The 21,149-nt window shown below is 53.5% G+C and carries 22 protein-coding genes and 1 riboswitch; of the genes, 14 read left to right on the top strand and 8 right to left on the bottom strand.

Annotated features, from left to right (window positions below; genetic code table 11):
• Positions 1–124 precede the first annotated feature (124 nt).
• Together DEP07_RS04835 and DEP07_RS04830 are read left to right on the top strand one after the other, a co-directional pair.
• Entirely contained in the window at positions 125–718 is a 594-nt protein-coding gene (locus DEP07_RS04835) for an MFS transporter (RefSeq protein ID WP_229049800.1), read from the top strand.
• Positions 719–862: 144 nt separating this feature from the next.
• A complete protein-coding gene (locus DEP07_RS04830; RefSeq protein ID WP_281869279.1) occupies positions 863–1,540 on the top strand; it encodes an MFS transporter in 678 nt (225 codons plus the stop codon).
• A gap of 100 nt (positions 1,541–1,640) precedes the next feature.
• Here the strand turns inward: DEP07_RS04830 and DEP07_RS04825 are convergent, their stop codons facing one another.
• The 4 genes from DEP07_RS04825 to rnjA form a co-directional block, all read right to left on the bottom strand.
• Complete coding sequence (locus tag DEP07_RS04825) at positions 1,641–2,342, bottom strand: SDR family oxidoreductase (RefSeq protein WP_173597991.1); 702 nt, start codon at positions 2,340–2,342, stop codon at positions 1,641–1,643.
• A 113-nt stretch (positions 2,343–2,455) separates the two neighbouring features.
• A complete protein-coding gene (locus tag DEP07_RS04820; RefSeq protein ID WP_173597990.1) occupies positions 2,456–3,328 on the bottom strand; it encodes an aldo/keto reductase in 873 nt (290 codons plus the stop codon).
• 71 nt (positions 3,329–3,399) lie between these two features.
• A complete protein-coding gene (locus tag DEP07_RS04815; RefSeq protein WP_122966605.1) occupies positions 3,400–3,828 on the bottom strand; it encodes a BrxA/BrxB family bacilliredoxin in 429 nt (142 codons plus the stop codon).
• Positions 3,829–3,916: 88 nt separating this feature from the next.
• Positions 3,917–5,590: a ribonuclease J1 gene (rnjA, locus tag DEP07_RS04810; RefSeq protein WP_167470390.1), complete on the bottom strand. Its 1,674-nt coding sequence runs from the start codon at positions 5,588–5,590 to the stop codon at positions 3,917–3,919.
• Positions 5,591–5,876: 286 nt separating this feature from the next.
• On the opposite strand from rnjA, the gene DEP07_RS04805 reads away from it, so the two are divergent.
• Positions 5,877–6,215, top strand: a complete 339-nt coding sequence (locus DEP07_RS04805) for a YqzG/YhdC family protein (protein WP_122966607.1) — start codon at positions 5,877–5,879, stop codon at positions 6,213–6,215.
• A gap of 2 nt (positions 6,216–6,217) precedes the next feature.
• Here the strand turns inward: DEP07_RS04805 and DEP07_RS04800 are convergent, their stop codons facing one another.
• Both DEP07_RS04800 and DEP07_RS04795 read right to left on the bottom strand, forming a co-directional pair.
• Complete coding sequence (locus tag DEP07_RS04800) at positions 6,218–6,841, bottom strand: SCO family protein (RefSeq protein ID WP_063229424.1); 624 nt, start codon at positions 6,839–6,841, stop codon at positions 6,218–6,220.
• An 81-nt stretch (positions 6,842–6,922) separates the two neighbouring features.
• Complete coding sequence (locus DEP07_RS04795) at positions 6,923–7,234, bottom strand: rhodanese-like domain-containing protein (RefSeq protein WP_063229423.1); 312 nt, start codon at positions 7,232–7,234, stop codon at positions 6,923–6,925.
• A 562-nt stretch (positions 7,235–7,796) separates the two neighbouring features.
• Positions 7,797–7,905: riboswitch (SAM riboswitch) on the top strand.
• A gap of 90 nt (positions 7,906–7,995) precedes the next feature.
• Here DEP07_RS04795 and DEP07_RS04790 point away from each other — a divergent pair.
• The 11 genes from DEP07_RS04790 (at position 7,996) to DEP07_RS04740 (ending at position 19,559) form a co-directional block, all read left to right on the top strand.
• Positions 7,996–9,297, top strand: a complete 1,302-nt coding sequence (locus tag DEP07_RS04790) for a homocysteine synthase (protein WP_173597988.1) — start codon at positions 7,996–7,998, stop codon at positions 9,295–9,297.
• A gap of 234 nt (positions 9,298–9,531) precedes the next feature.
• Positions 9,532–10,578, top strand: coding sequence for an ArsR/SmtB family transcription factor (locus tag DEP07_RS04785; RefSeq protein ID WP_287102195.1), 1,047 nt, complete (start codon positions 9,532–9,534; stop codon positions 10,576–10,578).
• Entirely contained in the window at positions 10,578–11,786 is a 1,209-nt protein-coding gene (locus DEP07_RS04780) for an MFS transporter (protein WP_287102194.1), read from the top strand. Before DEP07_RS04785 ends, DEP07_RS04780 begins: the two co-directional genes overlap by 1 nt.
• A 58-nt stretch (positions 11,787–11,844) precedes the next feature.
• Positions 11,845–12,783: an AAA family ATPase gene (locus tag DEP07_RS04775; RefSeq protein ID WP_122966612.1), complete on the top strand. Its 939-nt coding sequence runs from the start codon at positions 11,845–11,847 to the stop codon at positions 12,781–12,783.
• Between the two features lie 5 nt (positions 12,784–12,788).
• Positions 12,789–13,979, top strand: a complete 1,191-nt coding sequence (locus DEP07_RS04770; RefSeq protein WP_287102193.1) for a DUF58 domain-containing protein — start codon at positions 12,789–12,791, stop codon at positions 13,977–13,979.
• Positions 13,976–15,343, top strand: a complete 1,368-nt coding sequence (locus DEP07_RS04765; protein WP_287102192.1) for a DUF4129 domain-containing protein — start codon at positions 13,976–13,978, stop codon at positions 15,341–15,343. The genes DEP07_RS04770 and DEP07_RS04765 overlap by 4 nt, the downstream gene beginning before the upstream one ends.
• Before the next feature lie 154 nt (positions 15,344–15,497).
• Positions 15,498–16,586, top strand: coding sequence for an ArsR/SmtB family transcription factor (locus DEP07_RS04760; protein WP_287102191.1), 1,089 nt, complete (start codon positions 15,498–15,500; stop codon positions 16,584–16,586).
• A 1-nt stretch (position 16,587) separates the two neighbouring features.
• Entirely contained in the window at positions 16,588–17,397 is an 810-nt protein-coding gene (locus DEP07_RS04755) for an ABC transporter permease (RefSeq protein WP_287102190.1), read from the top strand.
• A 16-nt stretch (positions 17,398–17,413) separates the two neighbouring features.
• Positions 17,414–18,400 (top strand): ABC transporter ATP-binding protein, encoded by a 987-nt coding sequence (locus tag DEP07_RS04750; protein ID WP_287102189.1) that lies wholly within the window; start codon positions 17,414–17,416, stop codon positions 18,398–18,400.
• The gene (locus tag DEP07_RS04745) at positions 18,397–19,212 is read left to right on the top strand and encodes an ABC transporter permease (RefSeq protein WP_122966618.1); all 816 of its coding nucleotides are present in this window, start codon (positions 18,397–18,399) and stop codon (positions 19,210–19,212) included. The genes DEP07_RS04750 and DEP07_RS04745 overlap by 4 nt, the downstream gene beginning before the upstream one ends.
• A 227-nt stretch (positions 19,213–19,439) precedes the next feature.
• Positions 19,440–19,559: a putative holin-like toxin gene (locus DEP07_RS04740; protein WP_208715247.1), complete on the top strand. Its 120-nt coding sequence runs from the start codon at positions 19,440–19,442 to the stop codon at positions 19,557–19,559.
• A 222-nt stretch (positions 19,560–19,781) separates the two neighbouring features.
• Here DEP07_RS04740 and DEP07_RS04735 read toward each other — a convergent pair whose 3' ends face one another.
• Together DEP07_RS04735 and DEP07_RS04730 are read right to left on the bottom strand one after the other, a co-directional pair.
• The gene (locus DEP07_RS04735) at positions 19,782–20,474 is read right to left on the bottom strand and encodes a M24 family metallopeptidase (RefSeq protein ID WP_281869266.1); all 693 of its coding nucleotides are present in this window, start codon (positions 20,472–20,474) and stop codon (positions 19,782–19,784) included.
• A 20-nt stretch (positions 20,475–20,494) separates the two neighbouring features.
• Positions 20,495–21,149, bottom strand: a 655-nt coding sequence (locus DEP07_RS04730; RefSeq protein ID WP_287102187.1) for an HAD hydrolase family protein, incomplete at its 5' end; no start/stop codon positions are given.

The following is a 21,149-nucleotide window of genomic DNA, read 5'->3' as shown; positions in this document are numbered from 1 at the left end:
CTCGAATCTTTACAATGTGGAGCAGCCTTTATTTGGGTAGCTTAACTTTTTATACTTTAACATTTACAAAATTTGCAATATTCTTTATACTACCTTCATACTCGTTTCCAAGGGGTGACTTGTCGTGCTTTCTCCATCCGCGTTTTTTCAGCGTTACCCGCAGGAAGCCCTGTTTTTTCTCGTTGCAAGCTTTATCAATTCTGCTGGCAGCGCTTTCATGTGGCCGTTGACTACTTTGTACGTACATACGATTCTCCAACGCTCCATGACCGAAGCCGGCTTTGTTTTGATGGTCCAGTCTTTGGCGGGCATTGCCGGGCAATTCGTCGGCGGCTCCCTGTTTCACCGCTTGGGCGCCAAGCGTCTCATCGTGGGAGCGCTGCTTTTTCAAGGATTGATTCAGCTGTCCATTCCGTTCATCAGCAGCTGGCCCGTCTATCTCGTGCTCATGACCTGTTTGGGCTTTACTTTCAACCTTTCTTTTCCGGCGATCCAGGCATTTATTGGCTTTCGCTGGAAGGAGCAGCGCCGAGAGCTGTTTAACATCGTCTACGTAGGCAACAATCTCGGCATGGCGATCGGCACTTCGCTTGCCGGGGTCATCGCTACCTTTTCCTTTCAGTTGACCTTTTTGTTCAACAGTACGAGCACGCTGTTGTTTGCGCTGTTCTTCTTCCTTTTTATGAAACGCTCTTTTCTAAGAAATTGTTGCTTTTAGAAAAGCCGTGAGTTGCTTGATATTTATAGTACCAAGCGAAGCGTGCATTCACGGTAAATGGAAATCCTATAGACTTCCTGATTTTCATTATAGAGCACACGTTTCCACAACAGCAATAGCAACAAAATTTGCGAAAAGAGCCTTATGAAAAATATCTCGCACCAAGAACTGGTTGGCGACCAGGCAAAAGAAAACCGGCGGCAAGGCGAGGCGAAAAATACGTTTGCCCTGCTTCTGCGCTACCAGCTTTACTTGTTCATGGCACTGGGAGCTGCCTGTATTTTCTTTTCCAACATGGTCTGGAACACGGGTGTCGCCCCTTACATTACGGCGCAGGGCATGCCGCTGTCGGCCTTCAGTTGGCTGTGGACGATCAACGGCATCATCATTTTTGCGGGTCAGCCCATCACGTCCTGGATCAAGCACATCCTGCAGCAAAACTTGTCCGCGCAGCTGGTGGCAAGCGCGGTGGCATACGCTCTCGGGTTCGGCTTCATGCTCATGTATCACGGCAGCTACTTTGCTTTTATCGCCGGCATGATCATTACCACTTTTGGCGAAATGCTGATCTCTCCGACCATCCCGACTTTCATTACGGAAAAGACGGGGGAAAACGCTCCCTTTTACCTGGGAGTCGTCGGGGCGATTACCGCTGTGGGGCGCTTGCTCGGCCCGCTGGCGATGGGCTATATGTACGACCACGGTGGCGTGCAGCCCACGTTGCTTTTGGCCTCCCTCGTTTCGCTTGCTTCCGTCTTCCTCTGTTTGCTCCATGCGTATGTCCAGCGCGAAAAACGAGTCTCGGCGACAAAAGCCAGTTGATTCGTTTACACATAAACAAGCCGCCTGCTTCCAGCTTGGAAAAAGGCGGCTTGTTTGCTATCCAGACCGTTCTCGATTGTCGCTTTCTTCGTAAACCCGGCTACCTCACTGGCGGGCATGTCAACGATTTGCCGTTGTCCTTCGCAGAAAGGCTCATGATGTACGGCACAGCTACACGGCTCCACTCTTGTGCGGATGGGGCTGCCGCCATGTCTTGCGGCGAACACGCTTGCAGCATGGACGTACCGACGCTTCCTCCCGGGTCAAGCGCGACTGCCGCCATCCCCTTCGGCAATTCTTGCGCCAGCGATTGAGTCAGCCCTTCGACTGCGAATTTGGATGCGCAATACGGTGCTACATACGCTTCCCCGACTCGCCCCCAGTACGAGCTGATGTTTACAATCACTCTGCCCTCCGGATTGGGTACCATTTTCGGCAAAAAAGCGCGACAGACGTAAAACACGCCGTTTACATTGACATTCATGACTGTCGTAAATTCTTCTGGCGACAGCTCCATCAGCAGGCTATTGCGATTGATCAGGGAGGCGTTGTTGAGGAGAAGATCCGGTACGCCAAGCTTGCTGCACACTTCCTCTGCCCAGCTTTCCACCCGCTTCCCGTCGGAAACGTCGATCGTCGAAAAATGATGCCTTTTTCCAAACTCGCGATTCAAGTTCCACACTTCTGCCATCGAGCGGCCGCATCCCGCGACGACCCAGCCCGCTTCATGAAACCGCTCCACCATCGCCCTGCCCAATCCCCGGGTCGCCCCTGTAATGACCACCAGCTTGCTTGCAGACACAACAATCACCGCCTTTTATAAACTTATTATATATAATAGTATAGTAAAAGGCGAAAAGGAATCCCCTTCCAGCAAATCAAATCCAGAAGAGGTTCCTTCTCTTTACGGCTCAATCAAAATGGCAATTCGGGCAGCTGATACCATTCGCCAGACATCCATTCGCGGGCTTTCCAGCGCAGGACATCCGGCCGCACGAGTGGCATGATTTGTTGGAAAAGCTCCACGCGTTCGATATCGGTCATCGGCACAAAAGCTTCTGCTGCGGCCAAATCCGCCTCCAGCTCGTCCATTTTGCTCACGCCCAAGATCGCTGTTGCGACAGGCAAACTCCATGTATAGCGCAGCGCCTGCTCCGTCCACGGAGCCAGCTTGCCCAGCCCCATCACCTTCATCCCGATGACGGCCACGCCTTTTTCGACTGCTTGCGGCACGAAATCATGGACAAAGCTGTAGATGAAATGATCCAGAGCAGACAAAGCCACGAGCGCACTGTCAAAAGGAAAACGGCGAATCGCTTCTGCCAGCAAGCGCGGGTCGGTATGTCCGCTAATGCTGATTTTGCGGATCAGTCCCTGCTCTTTGGCTTCCAGCAGAGCTTCCAGAGCGCCGCCTTTGGCAAAAATCGCTTCCAGATCGTGCGGCTGCATGATGTTGTGCATGCGCCACTCGTCGACGTAGTCCGTCTGGAGCCGCTTCAAGCTGCCCTCCAAATCTTTCAAAGCCAAATCGCGGGTGCGTCCTCCCGTCTTGGTCGCGATCCACACGCGGTCGCGCAAGCCTTTTAACCCCAAGCCCACCCGGGTCTCCGACTGCCCGTCGCTGTAGCTCGGAGCTGTATCGAAGTAGTTGACGCCCGCTTCTACTGCGCGGCGAATAATCGCGATTGCCTGCTCTTCGCTGCAATCGTGCTCGTCCACGATCCGCTGCGCACCGAATCCGAGCAAGGAAACTTGATGGGGATCTCGTCCAAATGATCGGGTCTGCATGCTGGTGGTTGCTCCTTTCGGATGTAAAACAAGACGCCCGATTCCGAGCGCCTTGTCATGGTCATTGTTGTTTATTTGTATGTCTCGTAAGCTGTGGTCAGCAGGTTGGAGATGGTTTGCAGATCGTTGTTCTCGATCTGATGGCGCTCGATCATCGTCATGATTTTGCCGTCCTTCATGATCGCAAAAGACGGAGACGACGGCGCATAGCCTTCAAAATACTCGCGGGCTTTTGCCGTAGCTTCTTTATCCTGACCTGCGAATACAGTATAGATGTTGTCTGGCTTGGTGGAATGGCCCAAGGAATGAACCACTGCCGGACGAGCGAGTCCTGCTGCGCAGCCGCATACGGAGTTAACGACTACGAGAGTCAAACCTTTTGCATTCGGCAATGTTTGTTCAACTTCCTCTGCCGTGCGCAGCTCTTGAAATCCGTTGCGGGTCAATTCATCGCGCATCGGTTGAATCACTTGGCTCATATACGCTTCATAAGACATCATGGGGCAACCTCTCCTTTGTATCACGTTTCCATTTACGTATTATTATAACCTGATCGAGCCCTCGCGAGAACGCAGAAGTGCTTTCGTTCTACACTTCCATCAAAATGGTGAGGATCATCGGATTGCGTCCGGTCTTTTCATAAATAAACGGCTTGATTACTTCATTGATCTGGGATTTCAGCTCAGACCATTCCTTGATCTTCTTGTCGAGCGCTTCCTGCAGGCGCTGGCGAACCAGAAGCGTCGCTTCCTGAATGAGCGACTCAGAACCGCGCACATAGACAAAACCGCGGCTGACGATGTCTGGTCCCGTAAGAATCTTGAAGTTTTTCATATCGAGGCTGACGACGACGACCATCAGGCCATCTTCCGCCAAATGCTTGCGGTCGCGCAGAACGATGTTGCCTACGTCTCCGATGCCGCTGCCGTCGATCAGCACGATTCCGGCGTGCACCTTGCTGAGCCATGCCTTTTCACGGTTGCAGTTCAGCACTTCCCCGTTGTCCATGAGGAAAATGTTGCTCTCGTCAATTCCTACTTGCTGCGCCAGCTTGGAGTGCGTCTTCAGCATCCGGTATTCACCGTGAATCGGAATGAAGTATTTCGGACGAATGAAGTTGAGCATGAGTTTCAGTTCTTCGCTGCTTCCGTGTCCAGACGCGTGAATGTCAAACACGTGACTGAGCACGACGTTTGCGCCTGCCCGGTACAGCTTGTCTATCGTCCGGCTGACATTGATCGTGTTGCCCGGAATCGGCGAAGCAGAGATGATCACCGTGTCTTCCGGATAGATCGACACAGTGCGGTGCGATCCGGAAGCAATCCGGGTCAGCGCCGCCATCGGCTCGCCTTGACTTCCCGTGCAAATAATCAGCACCTGATTGTCTGCGTAGTTGTCAATGTGCTTGATATCAATCAGCATACCCTCAGGCATCTGGATGTAGCCCAGTTCTTGTCCAATCAGGAACACTTTTTCCATGCTACGGCCGATGACCGCGACTTTGCGGTTGCACTGTTCAGCGGCATCTACCACTTGCTGCAGACGATGCACGTTGGACGCGAATGTAGCCAGGATGATGCGACCGCGCGCTTTGCGCACCACATCGAGAATCCCCTCGCCAACTGTGCGCTCTGACATGGTGAAGCCGTAGCGCTCACTGTTTGTACTATCGGAAAGCAAAGCCAAAACGTCGCCACTCGCGCCGAGTTTGGCAATTTTGCCGTACTCTGTGGTCTGTCCGACTGGAGTCATATCAAATTTGAAGTCGCCTGTATGGATAACCATGCCTTCAGGCGTGTGGAGCACAACCCCGAGCGAATCCGGGATGCTGTGATTCGTACGGAAGAAAGTCGCTTTCAGTCGATTGAACGGAATTTCCGTATCTTCCGAGATCGGAATCATCTTCACGTCATTTTGCATGCGATGCTCTTCCAGCTTCGCCTTGACCAAGCCCAGGGTCAGACGACCACCGTAGATCGGCACGTTAATTTGTTTGAAAATATAAGGAATCGCTCCGATGTGATCCTCATGTCCGTGCGTTAACAAAAGTGCTTTAATCTTGTGCTGGTTGTCCACCAAATAGGAAATATCGGGGATGACCAGGTCGATACCGAACATTTCATTTTCGGGGAACTTCACCCCGCAGTCAATGATGATAATTTCATCCTCATACTCGACGCAATACATATTTTTTCCGATCTCGCCGAGGCCGCCCATTGCGAAAATCTTAACGTCGCTCAAACTCTTTCCTCCTAACTTCATCGTGCATGATTTTGGGAACCCGAACCAAGCATGCCATTCTTATTGTAACACAACGCGAGGCGTTCGTTTCATCCTGTCTTGTTAATTCCACACATTCATCTTCGGTCAATATTAGAAAACTGATACGCGGTATCTCCAACTCGAGCAAAAGCTGGGCATCAAGCGACTGCTCCGGCCGCAAGCCCCCTTTTGCACGTGTAAGGATTTTCTACGAATGACCGCTTCAAAAAGACTTCAGACTACATGGCAAGCCCGTTTTCCAACACGAAAAAGGAGAGCCTCCGCCATGCACTCTTCCATGAACATGTTCCTCACGCGCAGCTTTCTCGCTACACTGGCCGCAAGTTTGCTGCTGTTCTTTTTCCAGTATGCCCCAGCAAATGCCCAGCCGCCATATGCCAAATGGGGCAGATTGGCGATGCAGGAAACGATGCAAAAATATCCGCACGCGCAAATCGTAGACTATTTGCATGTCGGGCGCATAGCAAAAACGCCCACCACGTCAGAGGAGACGTTCAAGCTCTTGCTCCAGCAGGGCAATCGCAGGTGGGCGCTTCTTGTGCATATTGAATTTGAAAACCAAACGGAACGAGTCGTGAACATCACGTACGAAGAAACCGTCTGAGTCTAGTCAGCGAGCTGTTCCATTTCTTTCATCATTTGCTCCATGTCCATGTCCGCCGCCATGCCGTAAGCACGGCGCATGTTGCCGTCACCGTCGACGAGGAACATGCGTGCGGTGTGGGCAAAAGAACCGTCAGGCTGCTTCAGTACCGCAATCCCGAAGTCTTTCGTTACTTTTTCCACCGCCTGGGCATCTCCGCGCAAAAACTTCCAGCCGCTTTGATCAGCCTTGAACTTCGCTGCATACTGCTGCAAAACCTCAGCCGTATCAAAGTCGGGGTCGAAGGTGATCGAGACAAACTCAACCTTGTCGCCGAACAGCTTTTTCTCCTTCAACTGATCCTGAAGCTTGGACATGTTGTACGTCGTTGCCGGGCAAATATCAGGGCAATTGGTAAACATGAACTCGACAAGGCGCACCTTGCCTTTGCCTTGCGAGAACGTATAGGAAGTTCCGTCACTGTTGTCCAACGAAAAGTCCGCGATCGGCTTCATCACCGGAATCGGATCTTTTGCCAAGTATTTGTAGCCGAACACACCTACAATCGCAAGGATAATCAAGCCTGCCAGCACCGTAAACCAATGGCGCTGCAACGCTGACCCTTGTTGCTGTGCTCCTTCACTCACGATTTCCTGCCTCCCCTGCACATCTCATGCGCCATCCCGCTTTGCTTGCAGCGGCGAGCAGCGCACATTTTCTCTGTCTTTCTAGACTTCTTTTTCCCCAGGCCATGCCAGCATTCCGCCTACCATATTGGCAGCGTCAAAGCCAAGCTCACACAAATATTCAGTTGCCCGGTGGCTGCGTGCGCCGCTTCGGCACACCATGATGACCGGAATGTCTTTGTCCAGCTCGTCGGTGCGATGCGGCAAAAAGCCGAGCGGAATCAGCTTGGCCTCTTTGATATGGCCTTCGTTCCACTCCTCCACCTCGCGTACATCAATCACCTGAAGCTGTTCTTTTGCCGCGAGCTTTTCCAGCAGCTCTTGTGGTGTAATTTCCTTCACGCCATGGCTCATCGCGTTTTTTCCTCCTATATGTACAATCGTTTAGTCGTTTTCTGCCATTTCCATCATATCATAGGCCCCAGGCGTTTTCTAACGGCGGGAGCTGCGAAAGCGCCGAGATATAGGGGCAATTTTGTGACAGCAAGGCTCGGTTGCTTGCAAGTTCAAAGAATTTACAAAAATGACCATAAAATTATAAAATTACAAGTAAAAAACCATGTCTGCCAGTTCATGAAAAAGAACGCTGATAATTGATGAAGCTTAGCGTGAGGGGGAGTTATTTCTATGATGTATGTCCTTGGAATTTTGGCTGTTTGCACTCTGGCTGCGGTCCTCTTGTATGCCAAAAAAGGAAAACAATCTCGTGAGGCAACTCATTTGGTTTCAGATGAAGGAAACCCTCATACAAACCATGTAAACAGAGCTTACCAGACAGGCTCTCTGGATCTTATGGGCAACAGCATGAACGGGTAAATCTTTAAAATCCACAAAATCCACCCCGATAACTTAATCATTTGATGTTGACAGCGAAGTATGGTTTTTCATACAATTATGACAACAACTGAAAGCTACATTTTCATCAAGAGCGGTGGAGGGACAGGCCCTATGAAACCCGGCAACCAGCAAGCGAGTCTTGCGCGGTGCTAATTCCTGCAGAATCCATAGATTCTGAGAGATGAACGCACACCCGTGCATAGCCGGAGCCTTCTTCTACTCAGGAGAACGCTCCGTTTTTTTATTTCCTTACCCCCATATAAAAAGGAGAGATGATCATGTCTGACCAACAACAATGGAAACCGGAAACGCTCGCCGTACACGGCGGACAGGAGGTAGACCCGGTAACAGGCTCGCGCGCGGTTCCGATCTACCAAACGACTTCCTACGTCTTCCGTGACACGGAGCATGCTGCCAACCTGTTTGCTTTGAAAGAGTTTGGCAACATCTACACGCGCATCATGAATCCGACCCAAGACGCATTTGAAAAGCGCGTCGCTCTGCTCGAAGGCGGCGTAGGTGCGCTGGCAACCTCTTCCGGTCAGGCAGCCATCACCTTCTCGATTTTGAATATTGCGCAAGCGGGCGACGAGATTGTCGCATCCAGCAGCTTGTATGGCGGGACGTACAACCTTTTTGCCCATACGCTGCCACGCCTGGGCATCAAAGTACACTTTGTGGATCAGTCCAATCCGGACAACTTCCGCGCGTTCATCAACGATAATACCAAGGCGCTCTTTTGCGAGACGATCGGCAACCCTCGCATCGACGTGGCCGACTTGCAGGCAATTGCGGACATCGCGCACGAAAACGGCGTGCCGCTGATTGTCGACAATACATTCGCTTCGCCAATCCTGACCCGTCCGTTCGAGCACGGAGCTGACATCGTCGTTCACTCCACGACCAAATTCATCGGCGGACACGGCACGGCGATTGGCGGCATTATCGTAGATTCCGGCAAATTCGACTGGAACAACGGCAAATTCCCTGGTCTGACGACGCCAGACCCAAGCTATCACGGAGTCGTTTATACAGAAGCAGTCGGCCCGCTCGCCTACATCATCAAAGCGCGCGTGCAACTGCAACGCGATATCGGCGCTGCCGTAGCTCCTATCAACTCTTTCCTGTTCCTGCAAGGTCTGGAGACACTCCACCTGCGCATGGAGCGCCACAGCCAAAACGCACTCGCGGTAGCGAAATTCCTCGCCGAGCATCCGGCAGTGGAATGGGTCAGCTACCCAGGTCTTGAAGGCGACGCCAACTACGCACTCGCGCAAAAATATTTGCCAAAAGGCGCTGGCGCCATCCTCACCTTCGGCATCCGCGGCGGCGTGCAAGCAGGCAAAACATTGATCGAATCCGTAAAGCTCTTCTCTCATTTGGCAAACGTAGGCGACTCCAAGTCGCTCGTTATCCATCCGGCGAGCACGACGCACCAGCAAATGAACGAAGCGGAGCAATTAACGGCAGGAGTAACTCCCGGATTGATCCGTCTGTCTGTCGGAACAGAGGCGATCGAAGACATCATCGGCGATTTGAAGCAAGCTTTGGAAGCAGCTGTTGCCGTGAGCAAGGTATAGGTTTTCCTACAACACCATACCTTTTCATTCAAGCGAAAACGAAAAAACCACTCTCGTCAGGGAAGTGGTTTTTTCGTTTTTTTGTGTCTTTCACTGGATAGTCTCAACTAAATCAGCAGAGAAAAAAGAACAGATGCGAAAATCATTGAACTATTCATTCTAAATAACTTGAATTAACAGTTCGAATATTTTAGAATTTGATCTATGAAAAAAATGGGAAAAGGGTGATCCGCTTTGAAAATATGGAACATCGGCAGTGCACGCACCACCTACCAGCTCGACTTCGCTTGCTCACCGCTTTTTGAAGCCGCACTCGGAATCGCCGTCGCCACTTACGATCAAATTCACCACACGCTGGAGCATCCGCCTGAGCACTGGAGCAGCATGCTGAGCGCGCTTCCGCAATCCGTCCAGCTTGAAGTTGATTACGCCAAAAGGCACAACACTTGGAAGACGTTGCTGCAACTGCTCCACCACCAGCCTTTTGCCGATCTCGAATCGTTTTTGCGTGTTGTCAGCGAGCTGTCGGCAGAAGAGTTGCGCTACCACGCCCTGCCTTTTTTGGGCCAGGAACGACAGCAAGCACGCGAAAATGCCGCGCAGGGCAGCTCAGCAGACGCCGAGCTTTTGCAGGCAGCATGCCGGGACCACCTCTTTTTCGCAGCGTATATTGCCCATATCACCTCTGTCGACGCAAATGAACTGCGCCAGCATCTGCTCACCTTGATGGAAGGCTGGTATCAGACACACATCAAGCCGCAAGAAGCCAGCATCCGGCGTATGTTGGAAAAGGATTCGTCGCAAAAGCGCGCAATGCAGGACAAGCTCGATCCTGAGGCACTGGTGGAGTGGGCAACCGGAGCAAGCTATCCCCCTGAGCCTGCGGTCACTCGTGTGCTGCTAATCCCCCAAGCGATTTATCGGCCCTGGACGGTGCAGGCCGATGACGCGGGCACGAAAATTTTTTACTACCCGGTCGCCGATGAAAACATGAGCGAGCACATCGACCCGTACCAGCCGCCGCAGGCTCTGGTGCAAAGCTTCAAGGCGCTCGGAGACGAGCAGCGGCTCCGCATGGTCAAAATGCTGGCGGAAAAAGAGCTGAGCTTGCAGGAATTGACCGACGTCCTGCAAATGGCAAAATCGACGGTTCATCACCATTTGTCCATGCTTCGTGCCGCGCGTCTGGTAGAAGCTTCCGGCTCCCGGTTTCGCCTGCGCAGCCAGTCCGTATCCCAGCTTTCCCTCCTGCTCGATCAGTTTCTGGAAAGGGGATTTTGATGATTCCGCTCTGGAAAAACCGTTCCTACACCTGTATTTTGCTCGGTCAGCTGATCTCCGAGTTTGGCGCATCGCTTTCGACGCTGGCAAACAGCTGGTTGCTCTACCAAATCACCGGCTCCCAGACCGCTGTCGGACAAATGTGGCTACTCTACTTTTTGCCTTCGCTGCTGATGCAGCTTGTAGCTGGCCCTTATCTTGACCGCTTTGACAAAAAGCGCGTCATGCTCTTTTCCCAGTGGATGCGCTGTGCGGCTTTCGGCTGTGCTTTTTTGGCGATTTCCTATGCGCCTGACTCTCTTTGGCCGCTCTATCTGACATCGCTGATCAACGGTCTTGTTCAACCTCTGTACGTGCCAGCGAGCCAATCGCTGCTCCCGACCCTCGTCAAACAAGAATCGCTGCTGCAAGCCAACTCTTATCTGGACAGTGCCATGCGCATCGCGATGATTGCAGGCCCGCCGCTGGGCGGGATTCTCGTCGCGAGCATCGGCGGCACACATGTGCTGGGCCTGGTCGCCATCGGGTATGCCGTCAGCGGAGTTTTTCTGCTTTTGTGCGAAAAGACTTCGGTCCCTCCTGCCAAAACAGCAGAATCATGGCTTTTCATGTTCAAGGCAGGGCTGTCCGTCTTTCGGGAAAAACCGTTTCTCTTCTATTTGAGCCTGTACTCCGCACTTGTGCAGTTCGCGGTCGGTGTGACTCTGGTGCTCAATCTGCCGTTTGTGGCGGGCGAGCTGCACGGAACGGCTCTGCATGCGGGATTGTTTTTGGCAGGCTATCCGTTAGGCTACCTCATCGGAACTTTTCTGGTGCCCAAGCTGTTTAATCATCTGGAGCCCTCTTTAGTCATGCTCGTCTCCTTGGTGGCAGGCGGGTTGAGCTTTGTCGCTCTAGGCTTCACTCCGTTCATCGAGCTGGCAATCGCCATCGAGCTGTTGGCGGGGGTTACTGCCCCCTTTTTTCAACTGCACAGCACGCGACTCTATCAACTGCACGTCCCAGCCGGGATGATGGGACGCGTATTCTCAGTGCGTCTGCTGATCGTTCGCACCACAATGCCCATAGGCATCTGGCTGGGAGGAACGCTCAGCGACAGCGTCGGCATTCGCCCGCTCTATTTCGCGATCGGTGCGCTGATCGTGGCCGCTTCCATCGGCGGGATTGCTTTGCAAAAATTTGTAAAATATAGGATATTCCATGTATAATGAAATGCGTGGAAATGACATCACCCCATACCCTATATCTACATAAAGGAGAAATCTCATGACTCATCCTGCTCTGGATAGCCTGCTTGCCACCGTAAACCGAGTAATCGTGGGAAAAGAAGATCAGGTCCGCCTGCTGGTAACAGCTCTTTTGGCGCGTGGACATGTGTTGCTGGAGGACTTGCCTGGCATGGGCAAAACTGTACTCGCCAAAACGTTGGCCCAAGCGATCGGCGGAACGTACAACCGCCTCCAGTTTACTGCCGATCTGCTCCCGTCCGATGTAGTAGGTTTGCATGTTTTCAATCAGCGCACGAGCGAGTTTGAACTGCGCAAAGGGCCTGTTTTCGCTGACGTGCTGCTCGCTGATGAAATCAATCGCGCGACCCCGCGGACCCAATCCGGCTTGCTGGAATGCATGGAAGAACGCCAGGTAACGATTGAAGGCGTTACATTGGCACTGCCTTCGACCATGCTGGTAATCGCCACCCAGAACCCGATTGAATCAGAAGGCACTTATCCATTGCCAGAGGCTCAACTGGACCGCTTCCTGTTCCGGTTGTCGCTTGGCTACGGCACACGCGAAGACGCCAAGGAGATTTTGCGCAGATTTCGCAGCAGCTCTCCTCTGGAGACGATTCAGCCCGTAATAACGGTGGAAAAGATTGCTGCCCTGCAAAAAGAAGTCGCCGCTGTCCACGTCAGCCAGGCGGTAGAAGACTATGTCATCGATTTGACCGAAGCTACCCGCAGCCATCGCTCTGTCGACGTCGGCATCAGCCCGCGCGCCATGCTTGCCCTGCTGCGCTCGGCACAGGCTTACGCTTTTGTATCCGGGCGCACTTACGTTTTGCCGGACGATGTCAAAGCCGTGTTCCCGAGCCTGGCTGCCCATCGAATCCGTCTGTCGATGGAAGCCGAGCTGCATGTGACGGAGCAGGAAGTGGTTATGCAAATCATGTCCAGCGTGCCGGCACCTGTTGAGGAAAGCGTGTAAGCCTGATGGATACGAAGCAAACCTTTCATGTGATCGGCTTTCTCCTCCTGCTTTTCGGACTTTTTTCGGGCAGCTGGTTTCTCTGGTTGCTTGGCGGATTTTTCTTTTTCATGCCTGCTGCCCAAGAGTGGTGGGCAAAATCGATAGTCAAATGGGTCAAGCTGGAGTGGACGAGCGACCAGACCCGCGTCATGCCTGGCACACCCGTGAACATCACCGTGCGCCTGCACAACCGCTCCTGGCTTCCCCTGCCAGCTACGTGGCTGCGCTTTTCCTTGCCTGAGCATGTCACGGTGGACGGTGGAAACGAAGTCAAAACAAGCAATCAGCGCACCATCGTGCGACTGCGCTTTGATTTGCCCATCCGCCAGAGCGCAGCCAGAACGTTGACGCTGACCCCGCACAAGCGCGGTACGGTCTGGCTGACGGAAATTCAGTCAGAGACGATGCCGCTATTCGCAGACGAAGTAACTTTCCTGCCGATGCCGTTGTCTTTCTCCATGCTGGTTTACCCGTTGCCGCTGCCGCTTCCTCCGCTCGTCCTGGAAGAGACGCAGCCAGACGGCAGCAAGCTTTCGCGCCAGCGTCAGCAAGAGGATGTCACTTTTTTGCGCGGGACACGACCTTACATGCCAGGCGATCGGTTCAAGCATATTCATTGGAAAGCGACTGCGAAGACAGGCACGCTTGAAACAAGGCTTTTCGAACATACTGCCCATCCGAACTGGCGGATCATCGGCCACATTTTGCCGTCCTATGAACCGCTTGCGCAACGGCATAACGATGAAGCCAATGAACGCATCATTTCTTGCCTTGCCGCCTTGTCCATGCTTTGCCGCAAAAAGTCCATCGGCTTCGAGCTGTTCCTGACCGTCAAGCAGCGTGGACGCGAGCATTTTCACCTGCCTGCTGGCAGCGGTAAATCCCATCATTTGCACGTCATGACCCAACTGGCGCAATTGAACCATTACGTGACGACGCCTCTGCCCTCCCTGCTCCGCCGACTGGAAGAAAGCCCGGCAAAAGAAGCGGTGATTCTCGTAACCGCGCGTCCCGATGAACTGCCTGTCGCCACCATGGAACAGTTGCTTCGCCGCGGTCACAAAATCGCCGTGCTGGATGTCTCGCAGGAACAGGTTGTATTCGCACGGCAAGAGCTGGCACAAGCCAGGAAAAGGAGTGTGATGGCGCGGTGACCTTTTCTCTTCTAAGCCGCTGGACGCTCATTTTCTGGCTGGAGGCGCTGCTGATCGGTGGGGCACTGATGCTGTTGGGCTGGATTACGGCAAGTTTTGGTCAGCTGCTCTTCTTTTGCCTGGCCGCCTCCCTGCTGTTGCTCGCCGGAAGCTGGCTGTACCATCACGGTGGTCGGCACTCTCTTCTCCATCTGCTGCTCTATCCAGTCGTACTGGGGGTTGGCGTACTCAGCTATTACTTGTACGGCTCCTGGCTGATTGCGCTCGCTTTGACAGGCATTTTTTATTGGCGCGTGCAAACGGCAGTAGCCAATGGCCTTGGGCATAGCAGTATGCAACGCCGTTTCGTGCTGGCATTTATGGTCTGCCTGATTCAACTCGTCGTGGCCGCCTTGTACGGAACGATGGTTCATCCGGAAACGTTTACGCCTGCTCCGTACTTCGGCATGCTGGCCCTGGTTACGGGCAGCTACGTGTTGATTTCTCTCGCCGTTTTCCTGCTGCGGGAAGAGTCTCTGCCTGTCCGTCTGCCCGGCTCTTTGGGCGCTAAACTGGCTGCGCAGGTTGTCGGGACGCGGCTGGTGTTGACCGTTGGCTATATAGCGGCTGCCTCTGTCGTGCTCGGCCTTGTGGGATTTGTCTGGTCGTGGGTCAAAGGGCCGCTTGGCGCAGGGCTTTACATGCTCATCGAACCAGTCCTGCTCAAGCTTGCGGATTGGATCGGCGGCTTGTCGCAAGTGCTGAACAAAGACCAGCGTGTCCATAACGCCCTGGATGGTCAAGGTCAAAGCGAAAATCTCCCACTGGACCCGGTTCAGCAAGGTGAACCACTGTTTTCCGTGTTGGAGCCGTATTTGATTGCGCTCGTCATTCTCGCATCGCTCATTCTTTTGGGCTGGTACATGTGGAAGCGCCGCCGTCGCGCCGAACCCACAGCGGCACCCGCAGACAATACGGATTACGCGGCAAATTTGTCTGCGCTTCCGCCGACTGTTGACGGTGACGCGGCAGCATGGGATGTCTCCCAATGGTTTAAAAAGCCGATTGGCCCGGAAGACGATCCCACTCGTTACGCCTACTATCAGTTTTTGCAAGCAATGGCGAAGCGCGGGGCCACCGTCCAGCCATATGAGACAACGCAGGAATTTTTCAAGCGATTGCAGTATCACCCGGTTATGACGGCACCAGCGCTGGAGTTGGCCGCCAAAATCACTGGTTTCTACGAACAGTATCGCTATCAGGAGCATTCGCTGTCGCCTGAGGAGCTTGCGGACATGCAGCAAGCTGTCCAGGCGCTGGCTGCCCACGCGGAAAATGACAGCCAGAGCCAGAACCCGAATCAGAGTCAGGCGCAAAACCAGTGACCAAACCAAAGAGCAACCACCCGCCATCGGCGTTCGTGGTTGCTTCTTTTTTTCTCTTGACATCCTCCCCTCTCTCCTCCATAATTTCCTCACTTTTGCCCGCTTCCAAATTGGATTCACCAAACAGTTAATCAAACGAAAAGGAGGGGGAACCATGCAAGATTTGCCGCTCTGGCTGCGCAAGCACTTGTCGATTGCCTACGTGCCCGGCTTTGAGTTTTTTCTCAGCTTGCACGTCCTGGCAAGCCCCGATCACCACACGTCCCGGTTGGGCTGGGCACAGGAAACACTCCAGGCGCTTCCGGCATCGCTCGTCAAGCAACTGCATCAGTTCAGCAGCATGTCCAACCAGTTTCTTGACGCCATGGACTTTCTTGTACCGTGGGAAGAAGGCTATGAGCATTCTGTAGAGGCCAGTCTGGAGCGGGTGCAGGCGCTGGACGCGGCACAGTTTGTCCAATTGATGATGGGGCCTGTCTATCATCCCCGGCAAATACAAAAGTGGCTGCAAGGCTACACGGATGACGCATTCGAACAGCTTAAACCGGAGCATCGGGACTTACTGCGGCATCCGTTGTCCGCCAAGCGCAGCTTTCTGGAATTTTGCTACGCCTATCTGCCGTTTTTTCGCGCAGAAGAAAGGCGCATTGAGCCGTGGCTGGTGCGCGCCGTTCATGAAGGCCAGGAGCAGATTGCCACAGATCCGGTCGGGTTTTTGTCGCAGGTGCATCCCCGGCTGAAAGTACATGAGGAATTTTTGCAATTTCACAAGGCACAAACGTATACATTCGCCTATTCCGAGCTGGCCCGCATCCATTTGCGCGTCTCCACGTTTGTCTCGCCGCATTTGCTGCTTGGCATATACGGGGAGCACATCTCGATAGGTTATTGCGTCGATGTGCCGGGGAACGCGGCCACCTCAACGATTCCGGCAGATTTTACGCTGAAAATGAAAGTGTTCAGCGATCCGACGCGGACGGCTATTCTCAAGTCGCTGCTCGCTCACCCTTATTGCACGCAGCAGCTCGCCGACCTGCACGGCGTCAGTGAACCGGCGATCAACAAGCATCTGAAGCTTTTGGTAGACGCTGGCTTCGTCTGGAGCGAGCGGCGCGGTAGGTACGTGTTTTACCGCGGGATTACCTCCCGCCTGGAGCAGTTGGCTGTCGATCTGCACGAGTTCATCGACATGCCGACACCTGCGCTACCCATCTCTCCCCCGCAAAACGAAAGGAGGAATTGACTTGTTTCGAGTCGCCAAAGCAACCTTTGTCCGCAACACGCTTGTCATGCTCCGGGCTTATCCGTGGTCGTTTGTCATCGGTCATATTTTGTCTGGCGTGTACACGGTGCTGTTCGCCTACTTTGCCTATCATTATGTATTTGCCGGGCAGCTGGACAGCCGCTTCCAGCACTTGGCTGGCACAGCCGATTATTTGTCCTATGCGATTTTGGGCGGCGCTTTTTACGCTTTTGCCGTCTCCACCTTGATGAACGTAAGCCGTTCGCTCATTGCCGAGCTGCGGGAAGGCACGCTGGAAGCGGTGCTGCTCACCCCGTCTTTGCGCCGAGGGTACTTTTTGGGCAATGTCGCCCAGCAAGTCATGCGCACGGTGTTTGAATTTTCCATCATCTTGCTGATCGGAGCGCTGTTCGGGCTGAATCTCGTTCATACACACCTGTGGAGCGCGATTGCCGTCTGGATTTTGTCTACAGGTGCGTTTTTCTGCCAGGCTCTCGTACTCGGCTCGCTGATGCTGCGTTTTCGTGATACATACATCACGCAAAACACGCTGTTTGTCATCATGGCGTTCGTCTCTGGCGTCACGTTTCCCACTCCGTACTTGCCGGAATGGCTGCAGCCGCTCGGGGCGATCATGCCGCTGTCGCCTGCGCTGGACGCTTTTCGCCAATGCGTGATTCAGGGCAAGCCGCTGGTCGCTGTTGCTCCCCAACTGCTCCATATGGCCGTTTTGTCGCTTGCGTACCTCGTCATCGGCATGTGGGGCATTCGGCGAATGGAGAAGCGCGTCGTCGAATCGATATTTGCATAAAAGGAGGTCTTTTCCCGTGCTGATTGTGGAAAATGTGCGAAAAGTATATCGCGTGAAGGAAAAAGGAAGCTGGCTTCGCCAACAATGGAAGGAAGTAGAGGCCGTATCGGATGTGTCGTTTCGGATGGTGCCCGGAAAAATCATCGGGCTGTTGGGAATCAACGGAGCGGGGAAAACCACGACGATCAAAATGTGCTCGACCTTGCTCACTCCTACCAGCGGAACGATTACGGTAGACGGGTATGACGCGGTCAAGGAGGATCGGTTCGTAAAAGCCAAAGTCAACATGATCGCAGGCGGCGAGCGGATGCTGTACTGGCGCTTGACCGGGCGGGAAAACTTGCACTATTTCGGCAGCCTGTACGGACTGCACGGCGGAGCGTTGCGCAGCAGAATCGATTCACTGCTCTTGCAAGTCGGGCTGCTCGATGCCGCTGATACCCCGGTAGAGCGCTATTCCAAAGGCATGAAGCAACGGCTGCAAATCGCCCGCGGCCTGATTAACGATCCGAGCTATTTGTTTCTGGATGAGCCGACACTGGGGCTGGACGCTCCGATCGCCAGGCAATTGCGCAAGCATGTAAAAGAACTGGCTGTCGCGCACGGAAAAGCGATCCTGTTGACCAGTCACTACATTCACGAAGTCGAGGAGCTGTGCGACGAGGTGTACATCATCGACAAAGGCAAGCTGGTCGCACATGACACCCCTGCGCAGCTGACCCAATCGCTCAACCTGGAGACAGCTTTGCACGTCGTCATCCCGGCGCTTTCCGCTTCCCTTGATCTCGATTTGCACAAGCTCGCCGTGCGCTACGGCGGCTCACGGGAAATTGCCGAAACAGATGAACACACATGGGAAGTGACCTTGCGCGGGCAAACCGATATGACCACGCCGCTGCTCTCGCTGTTAGCCGCCCATCAGTCGCCCGTCCTGCGCCTACATACCCAGCAGCCGTCCCTGGAGGATGTCATCCTGCACATGGCAGACAGGAGGGGCGCATGAAGCAGCTTACTGCGCTGTTGTGGGCGGAAATCCAGAAGGAGCATCGGCATTCTTTTCACAGCAAAATGGTGTACTTCAGCCTGCTGATCTGGCCCGCCATCATGTTCGTGACCGCGTATTATTCGTTTGCGCCGTTTCGCACAGGAGCCGATTCGCCGCTTGCCCGCTTCCTCTCTGCCGAGCAGCTCCCGCTGTTTTTATTGACCGGGTATCTCGGGTACATTTTTTTCTGGTGCCTGGTGCAATCCGCCTGGCAAATGAGCTTCGAGCGACAGGCCGGGACGATGGAAATGATTTTTATCAGCCCGGTCAATCGGCTGGCTTTCCTGTACGGGCGTTCCCTCTCCTCGCTTGTCGAGGGCGTCTGGCTGTTCTTTTGCTTCACCCTGCTGGCGCTGCTGTTCGTCGGCGGGATGCATCCAAGCGGCTGGTGGGCGATCCCGCTCGCGTTTTTCGTCCTGCTTGTCTCAGCCATCGTCTGGGGCGGTTTTTTAAGCGTCCTCTTCCTGTTTTCCCGCGACGCGAGCTTCTTGTATACCGTCCTGGACGAACCGATGCTGATCTTCTCCGGCGTACGCCTTCCGCCGCTGGCTTTTCCGCTCTGGGCCAAAGCGATTTCGTTTTGCTTTCCGCTCACCTACGCTCTCCAGCTTGTGCGCGGCTTGTTGATGGAAGGCGCGCCTCTGTCCGCTTTGGCGCCTGAATTGGCACTGTTGGCCAGCGTCTTGCTGCTGCTCGTGCTGGTGACGGTCGTGTTGCTGAAAAAGGCGGAAAAGCACATGAAAGAGACGGGCAACATGGTGATGTACTGAGTTTTGCGCACAAAAAAACCGCTTGATCCGAATGGGAGCAGGCGGTTTTCCGCTATGGCATGACCAAGCGGTACAACAAGCTTCGACCGCCGCGCCACTTTATTCAAATACGAATTAGACAATCATACCAGAAAAATAGTAAAATTTGGACAAGTACACAGATACGGCTCAATCTTGAGGGTGGTCGGCTCATCTCCCCACGTCACAAACGGAAGGGAGGTGGGATCGTGGCAATTACTCACGAAACGCTTTCGCTTATGCTCCAGTTTGGCGGCTTTGTTGTCGGACTGCTGAGCCTAGTCGTAGCAATCGTTGTTGCCTTGTCCAAACGAAATGACCGCCCTTAAGCTTTGACGTGGCTAAGGCGGTCATTTCGTCCGTTTTACAAGTCACTTGAGCCGATCCCCGTAAAGGGGCCGTCTTTGTACCACCGACATGGTGTTACCAGCACCGTGTCGGTTTCTTTTTTATCGTTCCCGGTTGCAGTTATCGATATAACGATAACTTTCTAGCTTCATAATAGCACCCTCTCCCATCCATTGACAACGGGAGAGGGTAAAAATGATGGATTAGTCCACCGTCAGCAGCTTTTCTACGAAGCCGCCGATTTCCAATGTGCGATCGACGAAGTGTACCTCCAGGATCCAGTCGCGCGGATGACCATTGTGATCAGGGTCTCTCATCGGTTTGTTGTTGTCCGGGTGAATGTAGTTGACAATGTCTTCCCCCTGAATTTTCTCGTGCGGAAATTCGCCGATGAGGTGTCCGGCGTGTGGCCCGCCAAACTCCCAGCCGTTCTCTTCAGCGACCTGGCACATGTAGTGAAACAACTCGCTGCTCGTAATATCCGGCTTGGATTCAAAGTAAGCCTTGCCCAAATCCCACGCTTTTTCGATATCGTCGCGCAGCTTGATTTTCATCGGATCATTGCCGAGTACGTACGTCCGCCCCAGATCAGCTTCCCAGTCCTCAAAAATCGGCCCGAAATCGAGGAAAATAATATCCTCTGGAGTGACAATCAGGTCCGGCGGATTCTCCCTGTATGGATGGAGCGTGTTTTTTCCGGCGCGCACAATTCGCTTGTGCCAATACTTTTTGATCCCGAACATTTGAAAGGCAAGCTCGTAAATCTCTTGATTGATCTGTTTTTCCGACGCCCCGCTGCGAATGATTCCTGTTTCTTCGATTCGGGCAAACAATTGCTCTGCTTTTGTTTCTGCTTCACGCAAAGCCCGGTGTCTTTGCACCAATGCCTGATTCATCTTCCATTCCCCTCCTCAATTTAATACGTCCGAGCAGGCTTGTACGCCACGCTCAGTTCCTGAATTTTGGAAACAATCACACTCTCGACCTGGCTGTCCACCGCGATTTTTTCAGTCGCCAGCGGCACGAGCGGCTCGTACTCGCCAATCAGGACACTGTGCTGCGCCTGTTCGAAAAGCGGCAGATCGTTCATGTCATTGCCAAAGCAAATGAATGGTTCATCCTGCGGGGCAAACCGCTCCAGGGCAGCGAGCTTGTTGACACCCCGGCAGGTGAGATCAAGAATGTCCTCTGCGGAATGGTGGTGCATGGTGACGTCGAGTTCCTTCAGTCTTGCCGCCAGATCTTTCGTCCGGTCTGCCGATAAAATCAAGATTTTCAAAACGGCATCCAGCTGATCGAAGTCGATGCGGCTAGCTTTGCGCCCACAGTCGATATTGCGCATGACCGGGTGAGCTTCTGTGCAGTTATGAGCGTAATCCCACTTGTCATCAATCAAAAACTGCGCTTGATGATCAGCCAGGATACGAATGATTTCTGTTGCCAACTGGCCGGGAATCGCCGTGTAGCTCTGCAGCCGTCCCTGATGATAAGTCATGGCTCCATTCGCCCCGATCAGAAGATGGTTGGCAAACCGCTCATCCAAAACCGGCAGCATATCCCGGCACGGCCTG

Source organism: Brevibacillus sp., assembly GCF_003521185.1.
Taxonomy (GTDB): domain Bacteria; phylum Bacillota; class Bacilli; order Brevibacillales; family Brevibacillaceae; genus Brevibacillus; species Brevibacillus parabrevis.
This window is presented reverse-complemented; position numbering and strand designations above follow the sequence as displayed.

What these genes read in the sequence shown, in the direction of transcription:
- DEP07_RS04735 (WP_281869266.1), bottom strand. Translation starts at nt 20,474, where the DNA reads ATGAATCAGGCATTGGTGCAAAGACACCGGGCTTTGCGTGAAGCAGAA.
- DEP07_RS04820 (WP_173597990.1), bottom strand. Translation starts at nt 3,328, where the DNA reads ATGCAGACCCGATCATTTGGACGAGATCCCCATCAAGTTTCCTTGCTC.
- rnjA (WP_167470390.1), bottom strand. Translation starts at nt 5,590, where the DNA reads ATGAAGTTAGGAGGAAAGAGTTTGAGCGACGTTAAGATTTTCGCAATG.
- DEP07_RS04760 (WP_287102191.1), top strand. Translation starts at nt 15,498, where the DNA reads ATGCAAGATTTGCCGCTCTGGCTGCGCAAGCACTTGTCGATTGCCTAC.
- DEP07_RS04790 (WP_173597988.1), top strand. Translation starts at nt 7,996, where the DNA reads ATGTCTGACCAACAACAATGGAAACCGGAAACGCTCGCCGTACACGGC.
- DEP07_RS04815 (WP_122966605.1), bottom strand. Translation starts at nt 3,828, where the DNA reads ATGATGTCTTATGAAGCGTATATGAGCCAAGTGATTCAACCGATGCGC.
- DEP07_RS04745 (WP_122966618.1), top strand. Translation starts at nt 18,397, where the DNA reads ATGAAGCAGCTTACTGCGCTGTTGTGGGCGGAAATCCAGAAGGAGCAT.
- DEP07_RS04795 (WP_063229423.1), bottom strand. Translation starts at nt 7,234, where the DNA reads ATGAGCCATGGCGTGAAGGAAATTACACCACAAGAGCTGCTGGAAAAG.
- DEP07_RS04805 (WP_122966607.1), top strand. Translation starts at nt 5,877, where the DNA reads ATGCACTCTTCCATGAACATGTTCCTCACGCGCAGCTTTCTCGCTACA.
- DEP07_RS04830 (WP_281869279.1), top strand. Translation starts at nt 863, where the DNA reads ATGAAAAATATCTCGCACCAAGAACTGGTTGGCGACCAGGCAAAAGAA.
- DEP07_RS04770 (WP_287102193.1), top strand. Translation starts at nt 12,789, where the DNA reads ATGGATACGAAGCAAACCTTTCATGTGATCGGCTTTCTCCTCCTGCTT.
- DEP07_RS04775 (WP_122966612.1), top strand. Translation starts at nt 11,845, where the DNA reads ATGACTCATCCTGCTCTGGATAGCCTGCTTGCCACCGTAAACCGAGTA.
- DEP07_RS04780 (WP_287102194.1), top strand. Translation starts at nt 10,578, where the DNA reads ATGATTCCGCTCTGGAAAAACCGTTCCTACACCTGTATTTTGCTCGGT.